This window comes from Paenibacillus sp. J22R3 (genome assembly GCF_056269305.1).
Window position 1 is genome coordinate 90,111 of sequence record NZ_JBWDNS010000007.1, and the last position, 23,871, is coordinate 113,981.

The following is a 23,871-nucleotide window of genomic DNA, read 5'->3' on the forward strand; positions in this document are numbered from 1 at the left end:
TTTATATATCAATATTGACATATGAATTGGATCGGAGCATAATACTTCGTATGCGAAAGTTCGTATGCGAAGTAACTGCAATTAAGCAGGAGGTGGACGAAAGTGGACGATGAACAGCGAATGCTTCACATTTTTCATAGCTACCGCGAGGTGAATCAAGCCTTCTTCCAAGTGATGAAGAAAGTGGCGCAGCAGCATGGAATCACGCCGATTCAGCTCATCGTCATTCGCATCCTGAGAGACCATCCGGAGATCAAACTGACGGAGCTGGCCGAGAAGCTGAATCTTGGCAGCAGCACGACTAGCGGCATTATTGATCGCATGGTGCGGGATGAGCTTGTATACCGCGAGCGGACCGAGGCAGATCGACGGGCCATGACGCTCACGCTTACCGATAAAGGACGAACGTTGTGGGAAGAATCGAACGAGACTCGTACGCTGATGTTCCAGCCTCTTCTTCAATTGTCCGAGGAGGACCAGCTTCAATTTCTCCGTATCCAAACTGAAATTTTAGGCATCTTAAGAAAAGTGAAAGAGGATGGTGCTATATGACCAGCATGATAAGCTCAACCCTGCGCAAAGGTCCGATCATGGCCTCGCTGCTCCTTGCAGCATTCGTAGCGTTGCTCAGCCAAACCGTATTAAATGTCGCCTTACCCAAAATGATGGAGGACCTCAACGTAAACGAGAGCACGATTCAGTGGCTGTCCAACGGCTACATGCTCGTAAACGGCGTTCTCGTCCCGATCAGCGCCTTCTTGTTCAACCGGTTCTCCACACGCAAGCTGTTCTTGGTGGCCTCTTCCTTGTTCGCCGTTGGTACCATCATATGTGCCTTCTCCGGCGACTTCGGCGTACTGCTCTCCGGACGCCTTGTGCAAGCTGTCGGCGCCGGCATCCTTATGCCGCTCATGTCCGTCGTCATTCTCACGATCTTCCCTGTAGAAGAACGCGGCAAAGCGATGGGGATGATGGGAATCGCGATGATTTTCGCACCGGCCATTGGTCCTACGATGTCCGGCTGGGTCGTCGAGCATTATAACTGGCATGTCCTGTTCTACATCATCATGCCGCTAGCTATCTTGGCCGTCATCATCGGTGCCATCTTCATGAAGGATGTTATTAAGACCAGTCTTCCTAAACTCGATTCCCTTGGGGTTGTGCTATCCACCATCGGCTTCGGCGGACTCTTGTACGGCTTTAGCGACGCTGGCTCGGCCGGCTGGGGAAGTGCAACCGTTATTGTCTGCCTGGCATTGGGCGGGCTGTCTTTACTGCTCTTCGTCATTCGGTCACTTACGGCAGAGAAACCGCTGCTTGACTTGAATGTATTTAAATATTGGATGTTCTCCTTGACGACACTGATCAACGCGATCATCACGATGGCCATGTTCTCCGGTATGATTCTGCTTCCGATCTTCCTGCAGAACATCCGCGGCTTCTCCCCGCTGGACTCCGGTTTGCTGCTGCTTCCGGGAGCCATTCTAATGGGGATTATGTCTCCAATCACGGGGATGATCTTCGATAGAGTCGGCGCTCGTTGGCTGGCGGTTGTCGGTCTCGTCATCACGACGATTACAACCTATGAATTCAGTCATTTGACGGCGGACACCACTTATAATCACATGATGCTGATCTATACGCTGCGTATGTTCGGGATGTCGATGCTCATGATGCCAATTCAGACAGCCGGCATGAACCAGCTGCCGCGCCGCCTGAACGCTCACGGTTCGGCCATGTCGCAGACGCTTCGCAACGTCTCCGGCGCACTCGGCACCGCGATTCTGGTTACGCTTATGACGAACAAGTCGGCGTCCCACGCCAAGGAGCTCATCATTGCTGGCCAAATCGATACGACCGACCAAACCAAAATGGCAGAAGTCACGCAAACGGCGATGATCTACGGCATCAATCATTCCTTCATCGTAGCAACTTGGCTGACCGTGGCCGCACTCGTTCTGGCGTTCTTCATTCGCAAGGCGAAGCCGCATGAAGAGCCTGCAGCTGCACGCACGGACTTCACTGATTTTGCCGATGTAGATTAAGGAACGACAAAAGGCCGGAAATTCTCCGCTTAAGGAGATCCCGGCCTTCTTTATTGCCATTCTATGCGACGATATGATCTTCTTGCATGCCACCGCCACTTCGCAGATCCTCATAGAAATGCGCCATCGACGTGCTGAAATACGGTCCCAACCAGAGCAATCCAATCCCAAGCGTTGGGAGGCATAACAAGAACCAGCCGAAGAAGGATAAGTAGAGCACAAACAGTCTCCATTTGTGACCTGCCATCATGGCTTTACTGCGGTTAATCGCTTCAGTTGGCGCCATGCCCGGGTTATCCCCCAGGATATAATAGGACTGCGAGTAACGAAGTGCCGCGATGATACCGGGAACGATGAGCAGCAGCGTCCAAAGGAACGTAAATACCGACATGATGACGTAAAGCACCAGCGAATCTCTATATCGCTCAAAGCCTCTAAGAACACCGGCGGTTTCCGGCACGTTCCTTCGAGCATAATCTAAGTAATGATTGTAGATCCCATACGTTAACGGAGCTTCCATGAGGATACTGATGATCCACCCAATATAATCAATTTTTCCGGTGACGGTACTAACGATAATCGAAATGACCACGAACAATAAGAAGTGCAGAACAGCCGGTTTCCAATTTCCGGATAAGCTTTGCCTCGCTCTGGCACGGATTTGAGGACGAGTGAGCATGTGTCGAATTTCCCCCTGGCATACAATAGTGGATTGCAAACCTATCTTACCTTGCCAAGCCGAGGCTTCACAACCCTTTTATTCCCGCCGTTTAGTTAGAATTACCCATTCTACAAGGACAAAATCGATGACGATCGCCGTCCAAATATTCACATTCAGTACCTCTTCAATCATCCCCTCTCTACCTTCCGGCAGAGAAAACCCGTTCAACACACCATAGGTTAGCAGCAGAACCGGAACTGCCACGCGCGCACACGGCCACCAGCGTAACCCCGTAACTGCGAATCATCCACTTGCGATGTTCGTCAAACCTCCGAAGCGCCGCCGTACGATACCCTTTCCAGCTCGTAAACAGCCATAGGCTGGTCAACACGAGGAAAGACACCGCTTTTGTAAAATCCTCGACATACAGAATGACCACCAGCGATAGCATTCCGCTTAGAAAAACACTGCCGACGTACACACGTCCCAATTGCCGATGCACGCTATGATACTGCCTGCGGATATGCCCGACGAACTGAACCCAGCCCGTAAGCAGAGCGACAAAAGCAAAGCAGATATGCGCAACAAGCGCCGGATATTGAATGGTCGCGGAGGCGATGCTCACCCGACTGTTATCCGAATCAAATGTCAAATAAGGGAGCATGAATGGAATCATCACCCCAAGCGAAACAACGAGCAGAATCCACCAACGCCTATTCGTCCTCACAACTACCACGCCACCTAGGTTTTCTTTTCATTGTACCTGCTCATTCTATCGAATCCGTAAAGGAATTCTAAAAAAAGGCTAAACAAGAATCGCGCCTGCATCCTAGGATGGGTTAAGCACAAATGACCAAGGTCCGCGGATCACCACTCCCGGCCGGTTTATTGTTAAGCTGACCCGCTTGCTGCCCGGCTCCATGTCGACCTCCATATAAACAACCTTCCCCGTCTGCTCATCCAGCTTGAACATGCTGCTCCTATTTAATCCGAAGTCATATAGCGACGCTGTAGCCTGATCGTCATCATGCATATCCAGGTAAAGTCGCAGAGCAGTCTCGTTTATACGTTCCACTTTCGTAATCGTGACCGGAAAACCGGCGATCTCGAAGGTCTGATTCAGATGCTCGTTTGCAGCGGTTGGCACCTTGATCTGCGCCTCATCGTTATACGTAACGCTTATTTCAGGAATTGTTAGCGTATAGCGCTCACTAACAGCTTGCTTTGGCACGCTAAAGAAAAACTCGCTTGCCGGACTGCTGACACCGGGTATTTTCTCGATCTCCAGGCTCTTGCCCGTTTCATCCGCCACCTGCAGCTTCAGGCTCTCATCATGCAGGTACACGCCATTAATGCCATAATCATAGACGTTGAAATCATCAGAATGACGAGAAACCAAGGAAACTCTAACCTTCTCGTCCATCCGGTCCGTAATCGCCGTTATGGAGACTCCGGCAGCTGTATCCGTTGCACCTAATTCCGTATAGCTGGCGTAAGTCGCGGCCCTCGACAGTTTAACTTCTACTTCAATAGCGGGATCAAGCGGCAGGATCAGTTTAACCTGCCCACTAAGATCCAACTTTTTTTTATGCCAGAAGTCAGACGTCCATTGCGCTCCGCCCTGAACGGCCATAGAAGAACCAAGGGTGAACTTCATTCCCTTCTCATTCACAATCTCAATCTGTTTGAACCGCGGCACATCCTTGCCTGCCATCGTGAGATAGGTCATCTCTTCGTCGGACATAAATCCCGTAATGAGAATCGACCCTTCCCCGACTTTCACCGTAATCGGCTGCTTCATCACATACCGTTCCATAGGAACAGCTTCTTCTTTCACAATGCCGATGCCGGGCACGAATTGCAATGCCTTCTGAATGGCTGCCCATACTCTCGAGTGATCTACAAGCGCCGCAGTCATGAGGATAACGATTATTGCTGCTGCAACTGCGATCAATCTCCTCTTCCTCGCCGGTTTCACTCTGCTGCTTATAGAACCGCTAATGGCCTGTTCTCGTTCCGCAGCAGCTTTCTGAATGCCTAACCGGCTTCGCTGCCCCAGCTCGGAAGGTATAGGTATCGTTTGCAATCGGTCTTTAATTGGATTTGAACTCACGACTATCGCCCTCCTCTACTCGCATGCGAAGCTTCTTAAGCGTCCGATACAGCAATGTTTTCCCAGTCCCCAGTGGAATGCCCATGATTTCCGCCACTTCTCGAATCGTAAAATCATAATAAAATCGCAACATAATGATGTGCTTCTCCTCTGCCGTCAAGGACTCGATCAGATCCTGCAGCGACACAGACAGCGGAATATCTTCTTCGTCCGTTACCGTTATAGAGTCCAAGTAGTCTGCGCTCCATTGCACTTCTTTCTTCCTTTTACGAAGCATATCGATGGAGCAGCTGATGGCGATTTGAATGAGCCATGTTTTGAAATACTGAGGCTCCTTTATATTCGCGATCGCTTTATACGACTTATAGGCTGTTTCTTGTACAACATCAAGGGCGTCCTCTGGACTTCCCAAGTAAACATAAGCCGTTCGGTAAATATCCGCTTCATACTGCTGAAACAGCTCTAAATACGCTTGCTCATCACCTTGCTGAGCTTTCTTGACCCGTTCAATAATCCTCATCACCTGCTTCACATTTACCTTCCTAACGATTAGACGCACAAAAGGGGCATTTGGCTCTGCGAATTGAAATAAAGGCTGCAACATCAAAAAAGCCGAGAACCTCCGCTAACGGAGTTCCCGGCCTTCACTCATCCTTTAAGACTCAAGCCGTACGTTTCTTGTTACTTTGCAATATCCTCGTAGAAGTGTCCCGCCGCCGTACTGACATAAGGGCCTAGCCAGAGGTATCCGATCCCGAGCGTTGGAATGCACAGCAATGCCCATCCGATGAAGGACAGGTAGAGCGTAAACAATCGCCATTTGTTCCCCGCCATCAACGCTTTGCTGCGGTCAATCGCTTCAAGTGGCGATATCCCTGGATTATCCCGCAGTATAAAATAAGATTGCGAGTAGCGAAGCGCCGCGATAATACCCGGAACGATCAGCAGCAGAGCCCACAGCATCGTAAAGATCGCCATGACAACGTAAACAATGAGCGACTCCTTGTAACGCTGAAATCCGCGAAAAATCGCTGTCGCCTCCGGCACCTTCCCCCGAGCGAAATCCAAATAATGATTATAGATCCCATACGCTAATGGAGCCGTCAGCAGAATGTTGATGATCCAGCCAATGAAATCAATTTTATTCGTGATCGTGCTAATGAGGCCCGAAACCACCATGTACAACAAGAAGTGAAGTACGGCCGTCTTCCAGTTGCCGGATAAGCTTTGCCTTGCTTTCGCTCGAATCTCAGGACGACTCAGCATACATCAGTTCCCCCCGAACCAGTATCGTTTAGCTTCAAACTATACTACGTGGGAGAAATCCGAATTAGTCCAAGTCTGCGTTAATTCGTCGTTTCTTTCCCTGGAGCGACTTCATTTACATCCCTGCCGCCAATAGGTCGGGCGAGCAGCTCAATTAGCGATAGTGGAGTATCCGCCTTTTCGATTTGATTCCGCATATCCGAACGATCGTCCTCCATCTCTTGCACTGATTTATACAGATTATATAGCAGTCCCATTATACAGATCCTCCAACCCCGGCAAGCGCGCTGACAAATTGTCTGCCAAACTGTATGCAGATTTCTTTCTCAGCGGGGCTTGGTCCGAATTCTATTTTTAGCCCTTCCAGCACAACCTCTGAGCCCAGTTCCTTGAGTTTATCCATCAAGATATCTACAGCAACTCCGTAAGCAGAGTAAGAGGAATCGCAGGAGCCGAACACGGCGGATTTAGTACCTTGCAGCTGCAAGCCGGTCATTTGCCCATAGTAATCAAGAAACTCATCCGGCAGTTCTCCGTCCCCCCACGTATACGCGCCAAGGACAATACCATCGTAAGCCGCCAGGTCGGCAGCAGCAGCATCCATCACCATCTGAACCTTGAGAGTTCCGCCTGCCTCGCGAATGCCTTGTGCAATTGCATCCGCCATATCCTCCGTATTACCTGTCATGCTCGCATAAACCAGCAGTACATTTGCCATGCCTACAACACTCCTCTACCCTATGTCTCCATAGTCCATTGCTTGGGTATGCGTTCCTTACGTCCCGCATTTCCTCTCTCATATTATTTGATAATGATTCTCATTGTCAATTAATCTTTTGAAAATAATTCCCATGCCATGATGACGTTTGTCTATTTGGAGAACACTCTGCAAGGGTAAGGGGGGTTCACTTGTGCGGCGAAACCCCATATAAAAAGCCGAAACCCCTTATATAGAAAGGAGTTCCGGCTTTCGGGACAATCATTTAATGGTACAAGATGCTCTTGGCCATATCGGCTATGCGGTAAAGCTTGTCTTTCTCCGTAAGTGATCGCGTCAGCACTCGCAAGCCAAGCAAATTGTTGTGCAGGCTTTCGGCGAGCTCCTCCGCGCTGCGCTTCGACGTAAAGTCGCCTTGCTGCTGACCCTTGCCAATAACATCTACAAGAATTTGCTCCCAATAATCGAAGCTTTCGCTCACCCTGGCTCTTGCCTCGGGATCAATCGAAGCCAGCTCAACCGCCATATTCACCATCATGCAGCCGGCGGGGTTATCCTCGCTTGTGCCCTGAATCGTGTAATCGAATATGAAATCGATCGCCTGACTAGGCGTGGAGTTCGGAATGAGGGCACCAAGTCGGTTATTGGTCAATGTTTTGTACCGATCAAAGGCCCTTAGATATAGCATATGTTTATCACCGAACGTATCATACAAGCTCCTGCGGTGAATGCCCATACGCTCGACAAGATCATTAATCGATGTTTTCTCGTAGCCCTGCTCCCAGAACAGCTTCATTGCCTTCAGCAGTACGACGTCTTCTTCGAATTCTTTCGCTCTAGCCATAAGCATACCCCTTTCCAGTCGATTTTACCATATTGAGAACAATCGGTAAAGAATCCCCTGACAAGGTGTCTTCTACTCCGGCGACTTTTGGGCTTATCGATATACCGGTGCACCGAACGGGGATGAGCCGCCGCCGCCGTCAACACTGATTTCGGCGCCTTGCACGTACGAAGCATCATCCGAAGCCAGGAACAAAGCAACGTTTGCGATTTCTTCCGGTTCACCCAAACGGTTTAGCGGAACCGATCGCGTGAGTTTGGCTTCCATTTGCGCAAGCCCTTCCGGCTGACCCCAGATCGGAGTGCGTGTAGGACCTGGCGCGACTGTATTTACGCGAATGCCGCGCGGCGACAGCTCGGATACGAACACTCTAGCCATGCTGGCAACTGCAGCTTTGCTCGCCGCATAAGCCGCCCATCCCGGGCTTCCTGCATTGGCAAGCACTGAACCATTCAGAATCACCGAAGCACCTTCCTTCAGGTGAGGCAATGCAGCTTGCACCGTGAAGAATACGCCTGTCACGTTCACGTTCATAACCTCTTGGAATAAGGCTAGTTCCGTTCCACCCAGTGGAGTATGACCACCAATGCCGGCATTAGCGAATACGACGTCCAGTCGGCCGAATTTCTCGACTGCTGCAGCTGTTGCTTTCTCCAAGCTCTGCGGATCGGTCGTTTCGGCTTGAATGCCGAAGCTATTCGCCGTGCCCAGCTCCTCCACTGCTGCGTCGAGTTTAGCTTGATTACGACCTGTGATGACGACTCTAGCTCCTTCGGCTACAAACAATTTCGCAGTCGCAAACCCGATCCCGCTGTTACCACCTGTGATGAATGCTACTTTACCGTTTAATTTACCCATTATGAATCGCTCCTTTGTCATGTGCTTTATTATGCTTCCTTTTTCGAGAATGATCGTTCTCGAAAAGGTTAAAAAAAATTGTACTGCAGCCACACTCCATTTACCTTTCGGGAATGATCGTTCTAGTATTCCCAATAAAAAAGGAATGCATCTCATGGCTCGATTGCTTCCTTCTTGCTTACGAGATCATCTTAGCATATTGAGAACGATCAGTAAAGAATTATTTTAAGAACTAGCCCACTGCTGTGGACTAGTGCAATTTCTTTAGGAACGTGACCAATCATATTCCATCAAGCTCGCTGCCAGAAGCGCGCGCTCCTCGCCCAGCAGTTTACCGATCACATAAAGGGACGCATCGATCCCTGCTGAAACGCCGGCTGACAGAATAATCTTCCCATTGTCCACGTAACGCGCTTCTTCGTGAATAACAGCCGATTCCGGTGCTATTGCTCGAAGCTCATGCATCGCCAGCCGGTTCGTAGCTAGCTTCAACCCATCTGCCAGCTGTGCTTTCACAACAAGAAGCGCACCTGTGCAAACGGACAGCACCAGCTCGGCTTCTCCCGCAATCTTACGGATCCAATCCGTCATGACCGTATTGTGCATTTCGGTTTTGGTGCCCGGGCCTCCGGGGATGACGAGAATGTCCGGCTTCGGACAGTTCCGAAAGTTGTAAGCCGGGTTAATGCTCAGGTTGCCAAGCGCTTGAATCGGGCCATCGTGTTCCGCCACGGTGAACACGTTCAAATCTCGGCCATAGTTACTTCCGGATAGGAAAGCTTCGAATGGCCCTGCAAAATCCAACACTTCCACGCGATCAAAGATCAGAATCGCTACATTCCTTGCCTGCCGCACCTGCTCCTGCTCCATTTCATCATCTCCCATGAAATAATAAAAAGTGCTCAGTCCAAAAGACCAAGCACTTCGCCCAGGCGTACGGCATATGAAATATGTGCTCCCTCGTGGTACTCCACGTTTACGCCAGTCACACACACCGAATACTGCCTTTATTGTAGTCCGAATATTCCCACAAATCAATCGTGAAGTTCTTGCTACCACACTGGGAGCCCGCCTCGCATCTGCATAGTTCGCCCCAGACCGGCTCGGGAAATACAAATGTTGCAGAAAAGAGCCCCGTGAATCCTCAGCCACTGCTCCGACCATCTATATGATGACTGGATCTACATTCCCTTGCTCCTTCGCCCATATACGACCCGAATGACGAACTCGGCTGCAAGCAGCAGGAACAGAATCGCCCCATAAACGCCGATGGTGTAGCTGTGCGTGTAAGATACGCCGAATCCTTGGTGAACCACGTACGTAATCGCATGGATGCACAGATTCGTATAACAGAACGCGTAGCTTCTGACCATCCAATTCCGGTGGGCGATGCGCTGTTTTCGTCTTACTTTCACGATCGCAATCACCGTCATGGCCGTCCACAGCATGCTCAGCAGGTTAAACGGAACGCTGTTCAGCTTGCCACCGGTCGCATAAGGTGCCATGTAGCCGGAAGTTAGCACCACAACAAGGATCACGCCAAAATAAACATACCCGATCGCTCGGTGGGCGCGCCGGTATTGGGTTTGAACCTTCGAGGCAAAATTAACCGCTCCCGCAACCATCGCGATGCTCGCGCAAACCACATGAACATACATCACATTAAGCCAAACCGGCTTGTTTAAAGAGTGCTTTAAGTTGATTTTGTGACTAAGAAAACGATCCGCCTGGGGATCTACGAAGAAATTGATGGTGATCACATATACGATAAAGCCGATCGCAATCGTCAGCATGCACAGATAGAGAATTTTGGATTTCTGCATAGCTAAGTTGTACCTCGTTTCAACATTAGAGCTCTGCCGCGGACCTTCGCACACGCACAGCGCTCATCGGAACCGGAATTGTTCATAGTGAATCGAACCCGTGGGAACGCCGCTACGCCGAAATTCCAGCTGGAACGCCGCAAGCATCGGAGCCGGTCCGCACATATAGATCTGTTTTGCCGCCACAGCCATCTTACCCTGCATCGTGCTGACTACACGCTCGGCAGTGAGTCGCCCCTGTTCCGCAGAATAGTGGACATGCACCTTGAGGTTATCGTGCCGCCGCTCGGCTGCACGTATCTCGTTCAGAAACAGCGCTTCCTCTTTCGTTCGCACCGTGTAGAAGAAATCAACATGATGGGGAAGACGCTCCGGCATATCTCGAATCCAGCTAAGGAATGGCGTCACGCCAATACCGCCGGCGATCCATATTTGATTCGTATCGCCTTTGCGGTAATCCATAGTGCCATAACCGCCTTCAACAACGGCTCGCGCGCCTGATTTCAAGTTTCGGTTCAGGTAATCGGTATAATCACCGGCGGATCGAATCGTCAGCCTGAGGCCGGACTCCTTGGGTGAGCTGCTGATGGTGAAGGGATGCCACTCGGACAGCACCCTGTCTCCTTTGAACCGGATAAACAGAAACTGCCCTGCTTCAAATCGCAGCTGTTTCTTCTCCGGAAAGAGCGTCACCTCGACTGCTCCTGCGCTCAACTGCCGTACTTCGCTCACTTTATAAGCCGCTCTTCGCCTTACGAATCTCGCTATGAGCTCCGTATATAAATAGGAGGTTATCCCGACAACGATCGCAATCATCAAGAGTGTAAACGGCACGGTAGTCGTTCGAACGAGCGGATCAACCAGCAGCGAATGCGCCGTGCCGATAATGAAGAAGAGCCCGATAAACCGATGCGTGATTCGCCAGCCTCGGTAGCCTATTCGCACAATCCGCCGAACCACCGGTATCCTCGGTGCCAGTGAAAGGAGAATGAGAAGGACAAAACCTCCAAATGCAATATAACCGGGAGCTCGTCCGGGGGGGATCTCATTAGGATTAAGCGGCATCACAAGCAAATGAAGAAAGAGCAGCAGGAACACAAATATACCCGCGTTTCGATGGACGACATACAGCTTATCCAAGCCGCCAAATAATCGTTCCAATACCCGGAATCTCGTTGCGAGCAATAAAGTGAAGGCCATCATCATCATCATTGTAGAGCCAATTACTTCGCCTAGATAACGCTGGGAAAACGCAGGCTGTTGGCTATTATCCATAGGTGGAAAAGCAATCCACACGGCGGCATTAACAAGCGGTAGCAAGAAGATTAGAAAATGGCGAGGCTGCAGCATGCACGTGCTCCTTTTCTCGAGTGAAATCCTTGTCTACTTCTGATTCTACCATAGACCTCACTCGAAAAATCTCACAGTACGATGAATATCTGCCGCGCCCCGCCACAATTATTACTTCTCGCTGAATTCGACTTTCTTCACCCAACCGAACGGATCAGCAACGGCACCGGTTTGGATGCCTGTCAGCGTGTCATAGATGGATTTCGAGAGCTGCCCGGTCACGCCTTCGCTGATCACGAGCTTCTCTCCGTTCCAGTTCATCTCTCCAATAGGCGAAATAACCGCAGCTGTTCCGGTTCCGAAAGCCTCCTCCAGCGTGCCGTTACGACCCGCTTCATAAAGCTCCTCAATGGACAGCACTCTCTCTTCAACAGGAATGTCCCAGTGCTTCAGGAGTTGGATGACCGAATTCCGTGTAATACCCGCCAAGATGCTGCCGTTCAGTGCAGGCGTTATAACCGTTCCATTGATCTTGAAGAATACATTCATGCTGCCGACTTCTTCAATATATTTGTGCTGCGTGCCATCGAGCCAAAGTACCTGCGTATAGCCTTGCTCCTTAGCGGCTTGCTGCGATTTCAAGGCTGCGGCATAGTTGCCTGCGGTCTTCGCTTCACCTACGCCGCCCACAACTGCGCGAACATACTGGGATTCCACGTGGATTTTGACCGGATTAATGCCCTCGGGATAGTAGGCACCGACAGGCGACATGATAATGATAAATTGGTAATTCTCAGATGGAGACACGCCAAGCGTCGCTTGCGTAGCAATGACGAACGGTCGAATATAGAGCGATGTGCCTGCAAGCTCCGGAATCCAGTCTTGATCGACTGCAATGAGCTGCTCCAGAGCATCAATCGCCACATCAATATCCAGCTCAGGTACACTCATGCGATCATTGGAGCGGTTCATACGGGCAAAATTATCGCGCGGACGGAACAGTTGAATGCCGCCGTCTTCGGTCTTGTAGGCTTTCAAGCCTTCGAAGATAGTTTGTCCATAATGGAACACTTTCGCGGCCGGATCGAGTACGATCGGCTGGTAGGGCGTGATGCGCGGGTTATGCCAGTCTTGCTCGACACTATAATCCATTACAAACATGTGATCCGTAAAATAAATCCCGAAACCAAGCTGATCCTGCGCTGGCTTGGTCTTCTTGTTCTGACTGCGTTCAATCGAAACGGCTTTATTGGCTGTTGTCATGGTTTATTCACTACTCCCTTACTTTCATGATTGGTGATTGCATAATACAACTTGTTGAGGTATATATAAAATATCTATTATGTTCACTATCCATACCTTTAGAGTATGTAAATAGATCTTCAAATTGGGGATGCTTACATGGATTTTCGACAGCTAAAATACTTCTTGGCCATCGCGCACGAGAAGCAAATTACACGAGCGGCGAAGCTGCTGCATATGGAACAACCGCCCCTCAGCCGTCAGCTTATGCTGATGGAAGAAGAGCTCGGTGCGCAACTGTTCGAGCGGAGCCGAACCCAGCTCACGTTAACCGCTGCTGGGCGGCTGCTCAAGGATCGGGCGGAGTCGTTGCTGCTGCAATTAGACGAGACGATGAAGGAAGTCAAGGAGCTCGAGCTTGGCGTACGCGGTACGCTCTCGCTCGGCGCGGTTGTTTCCTGCGTCTCCATTCTCCCTCGCCCGATTCAGCAATTACGAGAGAAATACCCGCAGGTTACGTTTAAGATTTCCGAGGGCGATCATTATCTGCTCGGCGAAATGCTGGAGCGGCGCTCGATTGAGCTCGTCATATCCCGATTGCCCTTTGAGGCACATCTGCTTCCGAATAAATTGGATATGCTCCCGCTCCCTTCCGATCCCTATGTTGCCTTGATGCCTGCCGCGTGGGCTTCTCCTGGAAGAGGGAACGATATCAGCATTGAAGAGCTCGCCCAATATCCGCTGCTCACGTTAAAGACCGATAAAACGATCAAAATGCACGAACAGGTTGTCAACGAGTTCCGTCGTCACGGCTTCGAACCGAATATCATCTGCGAATGCTCCAGCGTCGCCATTATTATGTCCCTAATTGCCGCAGGAATCGGCGCAACGGTGTTTCCGAAATCGGTTATTTCCTCGTTTCCCTCCGGGGACGTCATCACGCTCAGTATACGCGACGCCGATTTCCAATCCGAGGTCGGAATTCTATGGCTGAAGGATCAGCTGCTGTCCAAGCGGGCGCAGCATTTTATTGAGTGCTTTCAATAACCTAGCGAGCAAACAAATGAAAGGCCGATATCGCTCCGTTCGAAGGAGAATACCGGCCTTTTCTTATTATTCAAGCTCCTCTTCACGCTCTTCTGTTCCACTGCTGTGAATGACCGGAATCATCCACTGATAGCGCTGACGCTCGTGAAGTTGATGACGCTCCAGATTAGGTCCATCCGGCTCGAAGCCGAACGATTGCAGAACGAGCATCAAGCTGAAGCAGGCGTAAGGATCGTTCGATAAACAATCCAGCGTCACGAACAAGGTCGGCTGCATCCGCTCCAGCTCGATTTCGAAACGTGTCTCCTGCTTCCAGCTATTCGGCATGTTCGTTTTTGAGGGCAATCGGAATCCGACCTGCCCGATCATCTCGTCGCCGATGATTTGCTGCTGCCGCACGAAGGCTTCTTGCGCAACCAGAATCCCGTGCTTGCTTAAATATGCCGCGCTCGCTTCTATGGCTTCCGCATAAGGCTGGAGCTGACGCTTCACGCGATGCCGGAACCAGAGCATGCTCGTCGCATGAGACCACCTCACAAGCTGGACATGCTCATCGACCGCATCAACTACGCCATTCAAGTATTGCTTCGCTACATTCAGAGCCAGCAGCTTGGCATCTACATCTTGGCGCCATTTGCGCAGCCATCCTGTCTGACCCTCTGTACCGGCGATAAGATATTGCCGAATCTCGGACAAGGCTATATCTGCCTGTCGAAGCGTATGAATTTTCAATGCGCTCGGTATTTGTTCTTCTTGATAATAGCGATACCCGTTATCCGCGCGGTAGCTGGGCTGGAGCAATCCTTCTTTCTCATAATAACGGAGCGTGCTGGCAGGCAGACCCGTTCGCTCGGCGAAGCTCTGAATCGTCATGCCCGTTCTCAAGCGGATCCCCTCCCTGCAGCTTTATTAATAGTAGCTCCAAACGTTTAATCGATTGCCGTCCGGGTCGTAGAAATGGAATCCTTTCCAGCGCTCCCCGATAATTGCTGAAGCTTCAATTCCCTGATCCTTCAGCCAAGCATTCGTCTTATATAGATCCTCTTGCTGCTTGATATGAAAATATAAGCGTGCGCCGGGATTGGCCTTACCTATAGGCTGAGCCTTCTCCTCTTTGAGCTGCTCCAACCATACAAAGTCCCATTTGCTTTTCTGATCGCGCATCAAGGCAAACCCCTGGTCCTGATAGTTTTTCTTCGACCGGCCCCAGCCGAAAACCTGCTCGTACCAAGAAATAGAAGCTTCCAGGTCAGATACACCAAGCCATAACGGCTTAGCTGCATACTGCACGATGCGAGCGTCAGGGAATTTCCCTTCCAGCTTGCGGTCTTCGCTTAGCGTTAGGCGAACATTCCCGAATGCCAGAATATCGGCAGACCAAGTGCCATCAGGCATCTCGAACGGTTCGGTACAAGTAACATCCTGTGATCTAAAGTAATCCAACGTCTCACGGAGATTAGCCGTACGGAAGCAGAATCGGCAGTTTCCTTCGGCATAATCGTTCAGAGTGAAATGCTCAAGCTCGCTTTCGAAAGATTTCAGGTTTGCTTGTCCAACGCCGGGCAATTTGAAGAAAGCCTTCCGTCCGACAGGTCCGTCGCCTGTCCCTTTCAATCGCCAACCCATTTTCTCGCGATACCATTCCACGGCTTCGTCAAATTGCTGCCAAGGTACCATAATAAATCCGCCGTCGAATTTAAAGTAAGGTGTCTCCATCCATTCCAACCTCCGCTTTTGGGAAATTTTTGCTAAGACGATCATACACCTTAAAGTTACTTGAAGGTCAACAGCGATTTTAGCCCGAGTAACCGATAACATCCGCTCGAACTTCCCATTATGTTCGACATCCAGACAATGCTATTTACGAGATTTACAGTTAGTAGAATTTACCTCATGCAACGTGGTAGAAAATGCCTTCATCCCAGCATAGACTCTCCGTTCCACGAATATGTTGTCTTGAACCTTCGAAATGTGGAAAGCAGTTAAAGGGGCGAACCTGAATGATGAGACGATACCTTGGCATGCTTGCGAATGTAGCGCTGTATGTGGCCATGATAGTTGCCGCGATTGTGATCTACAATGCGGCCGTAAATCCGCTGCTCGGGTGGGGAACCTTCGGGGAGGGCGAACAATTGCCTGCGCAAGTCTTTATCGTGCTGGGGCTGTCCGCCTTGTTGTGTTATCTGGCCTATCGCGTGAAATATAGGCTGATCGTACCGCAGACACCGCCGCCCGGCTTCCTACGGATGCAGCAGTATCTGCCGATTTCAACCTTACGAGCCGTACATATGATCACCGTCGGCATCGGGTTTGCCTTCTTCTTCACCGCCTCCCTCAAACTCCTGCTCCATCAAGGAGTAAGCGAGCTGGCAGCCTTCACGGATCAATATGCCGACGTTTCGACCGGCTACCTCATCATCTCTGCCGTTATCAACACCACGCTTGAGATCGTCTTGTTCATGGGCATCCTCTTCAATGAAGCACGCCGCAATGTGGCCGTCTTCTGGGCGGTTCTACTCGTTTCCATTATTATTGCCGCTCTACAGCCGGGAGGGATCGCCATGCAGCTGCTTGGCATTCCGCTAGGTTTCCTGTATGGCTACATGTATCTCCGCCTGCGTTCGATTTGGTCGGTAATTCTCATTGGGTGCTCCTTCAATGTGCTGTTCTTTGCTTTTGTCAAAACGTCTGCTTTCAACTGGTTCGATGAGCTTCATGACAGTTGGCTTATCGTCATCATTGCTGTTACAGCGGTCTATATGGCAGCAAGCGTCCTGAAGTACAACCCGAAGAAGAGTCCGAGTCCCTTGTAAGCACAAAAAAGCGTCTCTCCCATGAGAGACGCTTGTCTATGTAGACCGGAATCGTTTCTATTCTAAAGCTTCAAGTACAGCCTGCACGCCGTAGCTGTTGCCGATTGGACCGTAGCCCATAGCCAGCTCGCCGTTAATGGCGTAGGTTTGTTTATTTTGAACAGCCTTCAGACTTTTCCAGACGGTATTCTTCTCCCAATCGTCTGTCATTGCCGGCTGCGACTTGTCGACGTAATTGAAGTAGCCCAGGAAGAGGTGATCAGGATTAAGCTTGCTTAAACCCTCAAGCGAAAGCTCTACGCCTTCCTCCATAGCCGGATCGTTCGGCGCTTTCAAGCCAAGTCCGCCTCCGTAATACTGCGTCAAATACTTCGTTCCGCCAAGCCATACCGCATTGTTCCGAACTTGGACGAATGCTACTGTTCCTTCTACCTTCGCCAATTTCGTTTTGACATCTTGAAGTTTCGCATTGTAATTGTCGATGTATTGCTTCGCAACATCCTCTTGTCCGAGGATTTCCCCGAACTTCGTAACGACCGCCTGCCAGTTGCTCCATATATCTGTTTTGGCTTCATCAATAACGACCGTCTTTGCGATCTTCTCCAGTTGATCCGTAACTTCAGCGTTGATGCTGTTACCGGCGATGATCAAGTCCGGGTTATAGCTCAGCAAAGCCTCCATATTAACCGTTGTATTCTCGCCAACGACGACCATTTCACCCAGCTTGTCTACATAAGGCTTATAGCTGTCCGTATGCAGCGCCGATGACTTCTCCGTGAAAGGAAGCGCAAGCGCAGCCGACTTCAGATCAAACAGCAGAATCGAGTCGATATAACCCCAATGTACCACTGCCACTCTTTCCGGTTTCTTGGTAATTTCGATTTGGCCATTCGCTGCATCGATGGTACGCGGGAATGCGCTGGTCGACGCGTTGTTGCTCTCCTCCGCTTCACCGCTCGGCGCAGCATTAGACGCTCCATTATTATTCGAACCGGAGCATGCGCTCAGGATCAAAGCCAAACTCAACAGAGCGATTAGTACCAAATAAGATTGCTTTCTCAGGTGCATGTCAAGCTTCCCCTCTTCTATTCATCTCGATAACGATTCTCATTATCAACTAAAAGAGTACCATCAGACGCGGAATAATAGAATAGAGAAATTCCCGACTCTTCAATGGACTATTTCTTCTGATGCAGATGACCGACCATACTTGGCGCTATGCCTTTATATTTCTTGAACAACCGGCTGAAGTAATACGGGTCTGCGTATCCGACGCTCTTCGCAACGGCCGATACCGAAACCTGCTCGGTCAGCAGCCACTCATGCGCTTTGTTCATGCGGAAATGAATCAAATAATCGATTGGTCCGGTGCCTGTATATTTGTGGAATAAATAAGAGAAGTATTTGGGCTTCAGTTGATAGCGCTCAGCTAGCCCGGCAAGCGTCAGCGAATCCATGAAGTGGTCATGAATATGTCCGAGCGCGTCGTCGATTACCGAGTAGCTGTCTTTGTTCTGGCGGTTACGCTCAGACTGAAGCAGCTTGGCTACGTATTGGTAGAACAACGACTTCTTCGCAAGCATTCCCATATTGTCAGGAGCCGAAGCGGCTTGAAGCAGCTGCTCTTGCAATCGCAGCAGCTCAGGATCTACCGTAACCTCCAGCAGCGTAATATCATGGTTACGCTCTAAGCTCCCCGGCACTGCTTCCGCCGTGTTTGGCATATAATGCACGATGTTATATTGAAAGCCGCTGTCTCCCACGATGATCTCAAGCCTTCTGCCCGCTCCCCCAATCAGTATTTTGCCGGGCTCCAGCCGGTAGCGCTCCTCGTCATCGAAGATAAATTCGGCAGCTCCGCTAAGGGCGCAAATAATCGCGCATTTCGAAGTCGGCTTGTCCACATGCCCGCTGTATACTTCGTTCGCTTCAAGCTGTGTCCGGTACACGCCAAACAGATCAACAGATGTATGAACAAACCCTCTTGCCAGCTCTTCATAGCTGTAGGCCATGTGTATCCACTCCCTTCATTCTCCCCATCATATAACAAAATGTACAAGCTTACGAGACGACTGGTCGAGCAGCCGAGAGAATCGAGAGTTGTACCCGCAGTGCGGCCCAGCACCATCTCTGTGGCCGAAAATTATGATATACTGTTTACTACATATACACTTATGAAAGCGCTAAGCTGATGGAGGAATAAAGGCAATGTCCGACAATAAGGAACACAATGATGACGAAGCGATTCAAAGCTTACCGGAGAGCGTCAAACTGAGCTGGGGGATTATTAAGCCATCACGCCGAGGGCCTAAAGGCGAGCTTAGCATTCCCTTAATCGTAGACACCGCTGTCGCGATTGCCGATCAAGACGGTCTGTCCGCCGTATCGATGAGCCGCGTTGCCGGAGCGCTCGGTTTCACTACGATGTCCCTTTACCGATACATAACCAGCAAAGAGGATTTGCTGCTTCTAATGCAGGATAGAGTCTGTCCTCCCCCACCTGAAGCGGATTCGGACGCGCCCAAGAAACATTGGCGCGAGGAAATGCAGGACTACGTGCAATTCTGTATCCTTGTCTTTCGGGATCATCCCTGGTTCGCCGATATCCCCATTCGCAGCGTCCCTATGATGCCCGGCAATCTTCGCATTATTGATTGGATGCTTCGCATTATGCGTGACTTCCCGGTTAATGATTTTGAGAAAATGTCTTTCGTGCTCCTGATTAGCAGCTATGCGAGGGCATCCGGCATGATTGCCAGAGATATGGATTTGGTCATCAAGGCGGGCGACAGCTTCTCGACTTTCAGCGGATTGAGCTACACGGCCGCATTGAAGCAGCTCATTACGGAGAGCAGCTTCCCGGACCTGCATCCGATCGTCATGTCAGGCGCCTATACAGGTGAGGTTGAGAGTCCGATTGGAGACGATTTGGCCTTTGGGCTGGAGCGTATACTTGATGGTATCGAGCAGTATCTTGAGGTACGACGTCAAATGTAAAAAAGCAGCGATTAGAGCTCATTGGCTCGAATCGCTGCTTTTTATTTTATCGCTGGCCGGCCTTCCGGCGGAACGCGAGCGTGCACCATATTAAGGCCAGTATCAGGATGGACGTGCACCAGCCGATCGCCCACCAGCCGTTGTCTCCGATCGGCGTGCCCGAGAGCAGTCCGCGAATGGTCTCGATGACCGGCGTGATCGGCTGATGATTGGCTAAACCTTGCAGCCATGAAGGCATCGTACTGGTCGGCACGAAGGCGCTCGACAGATACGGAAGGAAGAGCAGCGCGAAGCCGTAGCCGCTTGCGGCCGACGGGCTTCCGGTCACCAGCCCGATCGCGGCGAATAACCACGTGAACGTCAGGATGAAGAGGATGATGACGCCAAGCGCACCCGCCCACTCTAACACGCTTGCGTCCGAGCGGAAGCCCACGGCCAGCGCAACGCCGATGACGATACAGGTCGCAAGCAAATTACGGACCAGGCTCGCGACCACGTGTCCAACGACGACGCTTAGTGAACGAATCGGCATCGTGCGGAATCGATCGATAATGCCGTTCGTCATGTCTGTCGCGACATCGACTGCGGTGCTGGAAGAACCGAAGCCTGCGCACAACAAGATGATGCCCGGTACAACGTAATCGACATAGTCGCCCGAAGGGTCGATGGCCCCTCCGAACACATACGTGAACAATAACATGAGCATAACGGGGAGCATAATCGCCATCACCAGCGACTCGACGTTGCGCAGACTGTGACGGAGACTGCGTCCGATGAAGACAAGATTAGTCACGCCGAAGGAAGCGGGCTTCGGTGCCCGTTGCTGTAAGGTTCTCATGCCGGTGACGCCTCCTTCTCCATGCTCGTTAACGCCAAGAAAACATCATCCATGCTCGGCTTGCGGATACTGAGCTGCGTGCCTTCAGGGAAGGAATGAACGACACTTCCAAGCGTTTGCCACACATCAACGATGGTCCCGCTCGTTGGCAAGGTTCGAAGCAGCTCATTGTCCTTATTGCGCAGCTCGATGACTTCGCCGCCCACACGCGCCTTCAGCTCGGCCGCTGTCCCGGACGCGACTACTCGCCCATGGTTTATGACCGCGATCTGATCGGCCAACTGATCTGCTTCCTCCAAATACTGCGTCGTCAGGAAGATCGTGATCCCCTGTTCCTTCAACTGCTGAATATTCGCCCAGAGTGCGCGGCGGCTCACCGTGTCTAGCCCCGTCGTCGGTTCATCCAAGAACAGCACCGGCCGGTGCACGACAAGACTGACTGCAAGATCCAGCTTCCGGCGCATTCCCCCGGAATAGGTCTTCACGCGTTTGCCTGCAGCAGCTTCCAGATCGAAGCTTCTGAGCAGCTCCGCCGTGCGGACGCGGCTTTCCGCTGCTGACAATCCGGACAAGCGGCACATCATGTTCACATTCTCCGCCCCCGTCAACACCTCATCCACTGCAGCGAACTGGCCGGTCAACCCAATCGACTGGCGCACCCCTTTCTTATCTGCCACAATGTCATACCCTTCAATTCGCGCACTGCCGTCATCTGGTTCGATCAAGGTCGATAGAATATGAATAAGTGTCGTTTTGCCGGCACCGTTTGGGCCAAGCAGCGCGAAGATCGTCCCTTTCGCGACCGCCAAGTCGATACCGTCCAGCACCGTTTGACTGCCGAAGTTCTTACGCAGCCCGGCGGCTTCTATTGCAAGCTTTGCCATTTATCATCATCCCCTCATTAATTGTGTATTGTGTAATCAGTATATTATGTACACAGTTAATTTACAACAAGAAAAAAAGGCCCGGTGCATCTTTTCGGATACAACTTGGACCTTTCTTCTTAAAACCATCGGACTTGCTGTAATTGGTGAGTGTTAGCCATCAAATAATGAATAATTCAAATAAAATATTAATACCCACTTGACTGATTGGAATTATTGGATTAGTATCAACTCATGATCCTTTAGCGGTCATTATTTTAGCACTAAAGTAATTGCATATGCCGATTGGATAACCAAAGGCCACAACAGTTCCCTTCACTCGGGATGACGTTGCGGCCTTTTTTGGCGCTCTTAAGGAAGATTGCTGCGGAAAGGAGAACATGGTGGACACTGACATTACATGGGAACAGCTGGAGGAAATTGATTGGCTCTTTAGGCGGATGGTTCGAAAGTTTATTAAGGAACGTGACAAGGTCTCCATTGAAGGGATTGCATTACCCGGCATCCTTATCCTGCACAAGCTCGTCCGCGATGGACAGCAGAAGCTTGGCGATCTGGCGGAACAACTCGATTTGACCTCCGGAGCGATCACAGCACTTTGCGACAAACTCGAAGAGAAGAGCTTCGCGAAACGTCATCGCAGGACGGAAGATCGACGCACTATTTTGCTCGATATTACGGATGAAGGACGTGCCTTATTGGCACGGAATCAAGATGTTGGGAAACAGTGCATCACCCTCCTATTCGGTTCATTCACAAAGCATGAACTCGACGCACAGAAGACTACATACACCCAAATTACCGACAATCTGGAGCATTTCGCAGAGACAGTGCTAAGCCTCGTCAACAAACCTGCGAAACCGCAAGAAGACGACACCCCTAAGACTAAGCCGGCGCCGGTACAACCAAGCCGGTACCTGCATTACTAATCCAACTTATCAGAGGAGAGATGAACATGGGACACCCTACTATTCACCCGACAGGAACAACCGTCTACTTACCGGAGAAAGCATGGAGCGGATACACCATCTATCAAGCAGCTGAAACCGGCGCGCTTCTAATCGACATGAGCGGCAAGGAAGTCCATCTGTGGCAAGGACTCCGCGGCTTCCCGAACAAAATTCTGCCAGGCGGCTTCGTAACCGGAAGCACCAAGGAGAGAGATCCGAGATACGGCTTCCAGGATGAAGCTGACGTTGTGCAGGTAGATTGGGATGGCAATATCGTGTGGCGCTTTAACCGCTATGAGCTGATAGAAGATCCCGGCTACGAGCCGGAATGGATGGCCAGAGCACATCATGACTATCAACGCGAAGGCAACCCGGTCGGCTATTATGCGCCCGGACAGGAACCGAAGACTGACGGCGGGCGCACGCTCATCCTCGCCCACAAGAACGTCTCCAAGCCTGAAATTTCCGATAAAGTGCTGCTGGACGACACGATTATCGAGGTGGACTGGGAAGGCAATATCATTTGGGAGTGGGCGGTCAGCGACCACTTCGAAGAACTCGGCTTCGACGAGGCAGCGAAGAACGTCCTGTTCCGCGATCCGAATGGCCGCCATTTCGGCAATGATACAGGCGGCGATTGGATGCACATTAATTCCGCGTCATGGGTTGGCCCGAACAAGTTCTATGATGCTGGTGATGAGCGTTTCCACCCGGACAACATCATCTGGGATGCGAGAGAATCGAACATTACGGCCATTACGGATCGACAAACAGGCAAGATCGTCTGGCAGCTGGGCCCGGATTTCTCGAAACCGGAGTTCAAGCATCTCGGCTGGATCATTGGTCAGCATCACGCCCACATCATCCCAAACGGGCTTCCCGGCGAAGGCAATCTGCTTGTGTTCGATAATGGCGGCTGGGCCGGTTACGGTCTTCCTAATCCCGCTTCTCCTTATGGCCAGAAGAACGCGGTTCGCGATCACTCGCGCATTCTCGAAATCAATCCGGTTTCCCTTCAGATTGAATGGCAATATACGCCGACTGAAGCCGGCTACCTAGCACCACTTGATTCTTATCGTTTCTATAGCCCTTACATCAGCTCTGCACAGCGGCTGCCTAACGGCAATACGCTCATTACGGAAGGCGCCGATGGGCGAATCTTCGAAGTGACAAGCAAGCATGAATTAGTATGGGAGTACATTTCCCCTTATAAGAACAAACGCAATTCGAACATGGTCTACCGCGCTTACCGTGTGCCTTACGAGTGGGTACCGCAGCTGTCCAAACCGGAGGAAGAAGCGATCCTGCCGATCGATATCGCCGATTACCGTGTACCTGGCGCTGCAGCGAAAGGGTCCAGCTCCATTGTGACCATCGCAGGCACAAGTTCCTTCGAGGAAGGTGCATTCTGCGTAGCCAGTACAGACGAGAAACCGGCGGGACAGGATTCCTAGTTTGATTCCACAATAGAAAAGTGAGGGG

Annotated in this window: 26 protein-coding genes and 1 riboswitch; of the genes, 7 read left to right on the plus strand and 19 right to left on the minus strand. The window is 50.9% G+C overall.

All coding sequences use genetic code 11. From position 1 onward, the window contains the following. Nucleotides 1-102 precede the first annotated feature (102 nt). Complete coding sequence (locus AC0YN4_RS26330; protein ID WP_475837195.1) at nucleotides 103-552, plus strand: MarR family winged helix-turn-helix transcriptional regulator; 450 nt, start codon at nucleotides 103-105, stop codon at nucleotides 550-552. Further along, nucleotides 549-2,045: a DHA2 family efflux MFS transporter permease subunit gene (locus AC0YN4_RS26335; RefSeq protein WP_475837196.1), complete on the plus strand. Its 1,497-nt coding sequence runs from the start codon at nucleotides 549-551 to the stop codon at nucleotides 2,043-2,045. Before AC0YN4_RS26330 ends, AC0YN4_RS26335 begins: the two co-directional genes overlap by 4 nt. Nucleotides 2,046-2,106: 61 nt before the next feature. Here the strand turns inward: AC0YN4_RS26335 and AC0YN4_RS26340 are convergent, their stop codons facing one another. The 13 genes from AC0YN4_RS26340 to AC0YN4_RS26400 all read right to left on the minus strand — a co-directional run bounded on the left by AC0YN4_RS26340 (nucleotide 2,107) and on the right by AC0YN4_RS26400 (nucleotide 12,881). After that, nucleotides 2,107-2,724, minus strand: coding sequence for a DUF975 family protein (locus AC0YN4_RS26340; RefSeq protein WP_475837197.1), 618 nt, complete (start codon nucleotides 2,722-2,724; stop codon nucleotides 2,107-2,109). Between the two features lie 181 nt (nucleotides 2,725-2,905). Next, nucleotides 2,906-3,433: a DUF2306 domain-containing protein gene (locus tag AC0YN4_RS26345; RefSeq protein ID WP_475837198.1), complete on the minus strand. Its 528-nt coding sequence runs from the start codon at nucleotides 3,431-3,433 to the stop codon at nucleotides 2,906-2,908. 102 nt (nucleotides 3,434-3,535) lie between these two features. Further along, entirely contained in the window at nucleotides 3,536-4,819 is a 1,284-nt protein-coding gene (locus tag AC0YN4_RS26350; RefSeq protein ID WP_475837199.1) for a hypothetical protein, read from the minus strand. Beyond that, nucleotides 4,800-5,351: a sigma-70 family RNA polymerase sigma factor gene (locus AC0YN4_RS26355; protein WP_475783771.1), complete on the minus strand. Its 552-nt coding sequence runs from the start codon at nucleotides 5,349-5,351 to the stop codon at nucleotides 4,800-4,802. The genes AC0YN4_RS26350 and AC0YN4_RS26355 overlap by 20 nt, the downstream gene beginning before the upstream one ends. Before the next feature lie 149 nt (nucleotides 5,352-5,500). Beyond that, nucleotides 5,501-6,085: a DUF975 family protein gene (locus tag AC0YN4_RS26360; RefSeq protein ID WP_475783770.1), complete on the minus strand. Its 585-nt coding sequence runs from the start codon at nucleotides 6,083-6,085 to the stop codon at nucleotides 5,501-5,503. A gap of 80 nt (nucleotides 6,086-6,165) precedes the next feature. After that, the gene (locus tag AC0YN4_RS26365) at nucleotides 6,166-6,342 is read right to left on the minus strand and encodes a hypothetical protein (protein WP_475837200.1); all 177 of its coding nucleotides are present in this window, start codon (nucleotides 6,340-6,342) and stop codon (nucleotides 6,166-6,168) included. Then, entirely contained in the window at nucleotides 6,342-6,803 is a 462-nt protein-coding gene (locus tag AC0YN4_RS26370) for a flavodoxin (RefSeq protein ID WP_475837201.1), read from the minus strand. Before AC0YN4_RS26370 ends, AC0YN4_RS26365 begins: the two co-directional genes overlap by 1 nt. Before the next feature lie 265 nt (nucleotides 6,804-7,068). Beyond that, complete coding sequence (locus AC0YN4_RS26375) at nucleotides 7,069-7,647, minus strand: TetR/AcrR family transcriptional regulator (RefSeq protein WP_475783767.1); 579 nt, start codon at nucleotides 7,645-7,647, stop codon at nucleotides 7,069-7,071. A gap of 93 nt (nucleotides 7,648-7,740) precedes the next feature. Next, nucleotides 7,741-8,505 carry an SDR family NAD(P)-dependent oxidoreductase gene (locus AC0YN4_RS26380; RefSeq protein ID WP_475783766.1) on the minus strand — a complete coding sequence of 255 codons (765 nt, stop codon included), beginning with the start codon at nucleotides 8,503-8,505 and terminating at the stop codon, nucleotides 7,741-7,743. A gap of 264 nt (nucleotides 8,506-8,769) precedes the next feature. Further along, entirely contained in the window at nucleotides 8,770-9,390 is a 621-nt protein-coding gene (locus AC0YN4_RS26385; protein ID WP_475837202.1) for a DJ-1/PfpI family protein, read from the minus strand. Nucleotides 9,391-9,424: 34 nt separating this feature from the next. After that, nucleotides 9,425-9,504, minus strand: a riboswitch (ZMP/ZTP riboswitch). Nucleotides 9,505-9,686: 182 nt separating this feature from the next. Further along, on the minus strand, nucleotides 9,687-10,328 hold the full coding sequence (locus AC0YN4_RS26390; protein WP_475783764.1) for a DUF2306 domain-containing protein: 642 nt from the start codon (nucleotides 10,326-10,328) through the stop codon (nucleotides 9,687-9,689). 63 nt (nucleotides 10,329-10,391) lie between these two features. Next, nucleotides 10,392-11,678, minus strand: a complete 1,287-nt coding sequence (locus AC0YN4_RS26395; RefSeq protein ID WP_475783763.1) for a ferredoxin reductase family protein — start codon at nucleotides 11,676-11,678, stop codon at nucleotides 10,392-10,394. A gap of 111 nt (nucleotides 11,679-11,789) precedes the next feature. Then, nucleotides 11,790-12,881, minus strand: a complete 1,092-nt coding sequence (locus AC0YN4_RS26400; RefSeq protein WP_475783762.1) for a branched-chain amino acid aminotransferase — start codon at nucleotides 12,879-12,881, stop codon at nucleotides 11,790-11,792. Nucleotides 12,882-13,019: 138 nt separating this feature from the next. On the opposite strand from AC0YN4_RS26400, the gene AC0YN4_RS26405 reads away from it, so the two are divergent. Next, nucleotides 13,020-13,907: a LysR family transcriptional regulator gene (locus AC0YN4_RS26405; protein WP_475783761.1), complete on the plus strand. Its 888-nt coding sequence runs from the start codon at nucleotides 13,020-13,022 to the stop codon at nucleotides 13,905-13,907. 66 nt (nucleotides 13,908-13,973) lie between these two features. On the opposite strand, the gene AC0YN4_RS26410 is transcribed toward AC0YN4_RS26405, so the two are convergent. Together AC0YN4_RS26410 and AC0YN4_RS26415 are read right to left on the minus strand one after the other, a co-directional pair. After that, the gene (locus AC0YN4_RS26410; RefSeq protein WP_475783760.1) at nucleotides 13,974-14,792 is read right to left on the minus strand and encodes a helix-turn-helix domain-containing protein; all 819 of its coding nucleotides are present in this window, start codon (nucleotides 14,790-14,792) and stop codon (nucleotides 13,974-13,976) included. A gap of 24 nt (nucleotides 14,793-14,816) precedes the next feature. Further along, entirely contained in the window at nucleotides 14,817-15,623 is an 807-nt protein-coding gene (locus tag AC0YN4_RS26415; protein WP_475783759.1) for a VOC family protein, read from the minus strand. A gap of 284 nt (nucleotides 15,624-15,907) precedes the next feature. Here AC0YN4_RS26415 and AC0YN4_RS26420 point away from each other — a divergent pair, with 284 nt between their 5' ends. Further along, entirely contained in the window at nucleotides 15,908-16,720 is an 813-nt protein-coding gene (locus AC0YN4_RS26420) for a CPBP family glutamic-type intramembrane protease (protein WP_475783758.1), read from the plus strand. Nucleotides 16,721-16,777: 57 nt separating this feature from the next. Here AC0YN4_RS26420 and AC0YN4_RS26425 read toward each other — a convergent pair whose 3' ends face one another. Next, the gene (locus AC0YN4_RS26425; protein WP_475783757.1) at nucleotides 16,778-17,788 is read right to left on the minus strand and encodes an ABC transporter substrate-binding protein; all 1,011 of its coding nucleotides are present in this window, start codon (nucleotides 17,786-17,788) and stop codon (nucleotides 16,778-16,780) included. A 110-nt stretch (nucleotides 17,789-17,898) separates the two neighbouring features. Beyond that, nucleotides 17,899-18,732 (minus strand): helix-turn-helix transcriptional regulator, encoded by an 834-nt coding sequence (locus tag AC0YN4_RS26430; RefSeq protein WP_475783756.1) that lies wholly within the window; start codon nucleotides 18,730-18,732, stop codon nucleotides 17,899-17,901. 196 nt (nucleotides 18,733-18,928) lie between these two features. Here AC0YN4_RS26430 and AC0YN4_RS26435 point away from each other — a divergent pair, with 196 nt between their 5' ends. After that, nucleotides 18,929-19,717: a TetR/AcrR family transcriptional regulator gene (locus tag AC0YN4_RS26435; protein WP_475837203.1), complete on the plus strand. Its 789-nt coding sequence runs from the start codon at nucleotides 18,929-18,931 to the stop codon at nucleotides 19,715-19,717. 46 nt (nucleotides 19,718-19,763) lie between these two features. On the opposite strand, the gene AC0YN4_RS26440 is transcribed toward AC0YN4_RS26435, so the two are convergent. After that, complete coding sequence (locus AC0YN4_RS26440) at nucleotides 19,764-20,555, minus strand: ABC transporter permease (protein ID WP_475783754.1); 792 nt, start codon at nucleotides 20,553-20,555, stop codon at nucleotides 19,764-19,766. Next, nucleotides 20,552-21,439: an ATP-binding cassette domain-containing protein gene (locus tag AC0YN4_RS26445; protein WP_475783753.1), complete on the minus strand. Its 888-nt coding sequence runs from the start codon at nucleotides 21,437-21,439 to the stop codon at nucleotides 20,552-20,554. Before AC0YN4_RS26445 ends, AC0YN4_RS26440 begins: the two co-directional genes overlap by 4 nt. Nucleotides 21,440-21,879: 440 nt before the next feature. On the opposite strand from AC0YN4_RS26445, the gene AC0YN4_RS26450 reads away from it, so the two are divergent. Together AC0YN4_RS26450 and AC0YN4_RS26455 are read left to right on the plus strand one after the other, a co-directional pair. After that, nucleotides 21,880-22,368, plus strand: coding sequence for a MarR family transcriptional regulator (locus AC0YN4_RS26450; protein ID WP_475837204.1), 489 nt, complete (start codon nucleotides 21,880-21,882; stop codon nucleotides 22,366-22,368). A 26-nt stretch (nucleotides 22,369-22,394) separates the two neighbouring features. Continuing rightward, on the plus strand, nucleotides 22,395-23,843 hold the full coding sequence (locus AC0YN4_RS26455; protein ID WP_475783751.1) for an aryl-sulfate sulfotransferase: 1,449 nt from the start codon (nucleotides 22,395-22,397) through the stop codon (nucleotides 23,841-23,843). Nucleotides 23,844-23,871: the final 28 nt, after the last annotated feature.

Coding starts and splice junctions, on each gene's coding strand:
- AC0YN4_RS26335 (WP_475837196.1), top strand. CDS start 549: ATGACCAGCATGATAAGCTCAACCCTGCGCAAAGGTCCGATCATGGCC.
- AC0YN4_RS26340 (WP_475837197.1), bottom strand. CDS start 2,724: ATGCTCACTCGTCCTCAAATCCGTGCCAGAGCGAGGCAAAGCTTATCC.
- AC0YN4_RS26360 (WP_475783770.1), bottom strand. CDS start 6,085: ATGCTGAGTCGTCCTGAGATTCGAGCGAAAGCAAGGCAAAGCTTATCC.
- AC0YN4_RS26365 (WP_475837200.1), bottom strand. CDS start 6,342: ATGGGACTGCTATATAATCTGTATAAATCAGTGCAAGAGATGGAGGAC.
- AC0YN4_RS26370 (WP_475837201.1), bottom strand. CDS start 6,803: ATGGCAAATGTACTGCTGGTTTATGCGAGCATGACAGGTAATACGGAG.
- AC0YN4_RS26375 (WP_475783767.1), bottom strand. CDS start 7,647: ATGGCTAGAGCGAAAGAATTCGAAGAAGACGTCGTACTGCTGAAGGCA.
- AC0YN4_RS26380 (WP_475783766.1), bottom strand. CDS start 8,505: ATGGGTAAATTAAACGGTAAAGTAGCATTCATCACAGGTGGTAACAGC.
- AC0YN4_RS26385 (WP_475837202.1), bottom strand. CDS start 9,390: ATGGGAGATGATGAAATGGAGCAGGAGCAGGTGCGGCAGGCAAGGAAT.
- AC0YN4_RS26390 (WP_475783764.1), bottom strand. CDS start 10,328: ATGCAGAAATCCAAAATTCTCTATCTGTGCATGCTGACGATTGCGATC.
- AC0YN4_RS26395 (WP_475783763.1), bottom strand. CDS start 11,678: ATGCTGCAGCCTCGCCATTTTCTAATCTTCTTGCTACCGCTTGTTAAT.
- AC0YN4_RS26400 (WP_475783762.1), bottom strand. CDS start 12,881: ATGACAACAGCCAATAAAGCCGTTTCGATTGAACGCAGTCAGAACAAG.
- AC0YN4_RS26405 (WP_475783761.1), top strand. CDS start 13,020: ATGGATTTTCGACAGCTAAAATACTTCTTGGCCATCGCGCACGAGAAG.
- AC0YN4_RS26415 (WP_475783759.1), bottom strand. CDS start 15,623: ATGGAGACACCTTACTTTAAATTCGACGGCGGATTTATTATGGTACCT.
- AC0YN4_RS26420 (WP_475783758.1), top strand. CDS start 15,908: ATGATGAGACGATACCTTGGCATGCTTGCGAATGTAGCGCTGTATGTG.
- AC0YN4_RS26425 (WP_475783757.1), bottom strand. CDS start 17,788: ATGCACCTGAGAAAGCAATCTTATTTGGTACTAATCGCTCTGTTGAGT.
- AC0YN4_RS26430 (WP_475783756.1), bottom strand. CDS start 18,732: ATGGCCTACAGCTATGAAGAGCTGGCAAGAGGGTTTGTTCATACATCT.
- AC0YN4_RS26435 (WP_475837203.1), top strand. CDS start 18,929: ATGTCCGACAATAAGGAACACAATGATGACGAAGCGATTCAAAGCTTA.
- AC0YN4_RS26440 (WP_475783754.1), bottom strand. CDS start 20,555: ATGAGAACCTTACAGCAACGGGCACCGAAGCCCGCTTCCTTCGGCGTG.
- AC0YN4_RS26445 (WP_475783753.1), bottom strand. CDS start 21,439: ATGGCAAAGCTTGCAATAGAAGCCGCCGGGCTGCGTAAGAACTTCGGC.
- AC0YN4_RS26450 (WP_475837204.1), top strand. CDS start 21,880: ATGGTTCGAAAGTTTATTAAGGAACGTGACAAGGTCTCCATTGAAGGG.
- AC0YN4_RS26455 (WP_475783751.1), top strand. CDS start 22,395: ATGGGACACCCTACTATTCACCCGACAGGAACAACCGTCTACTTACCG.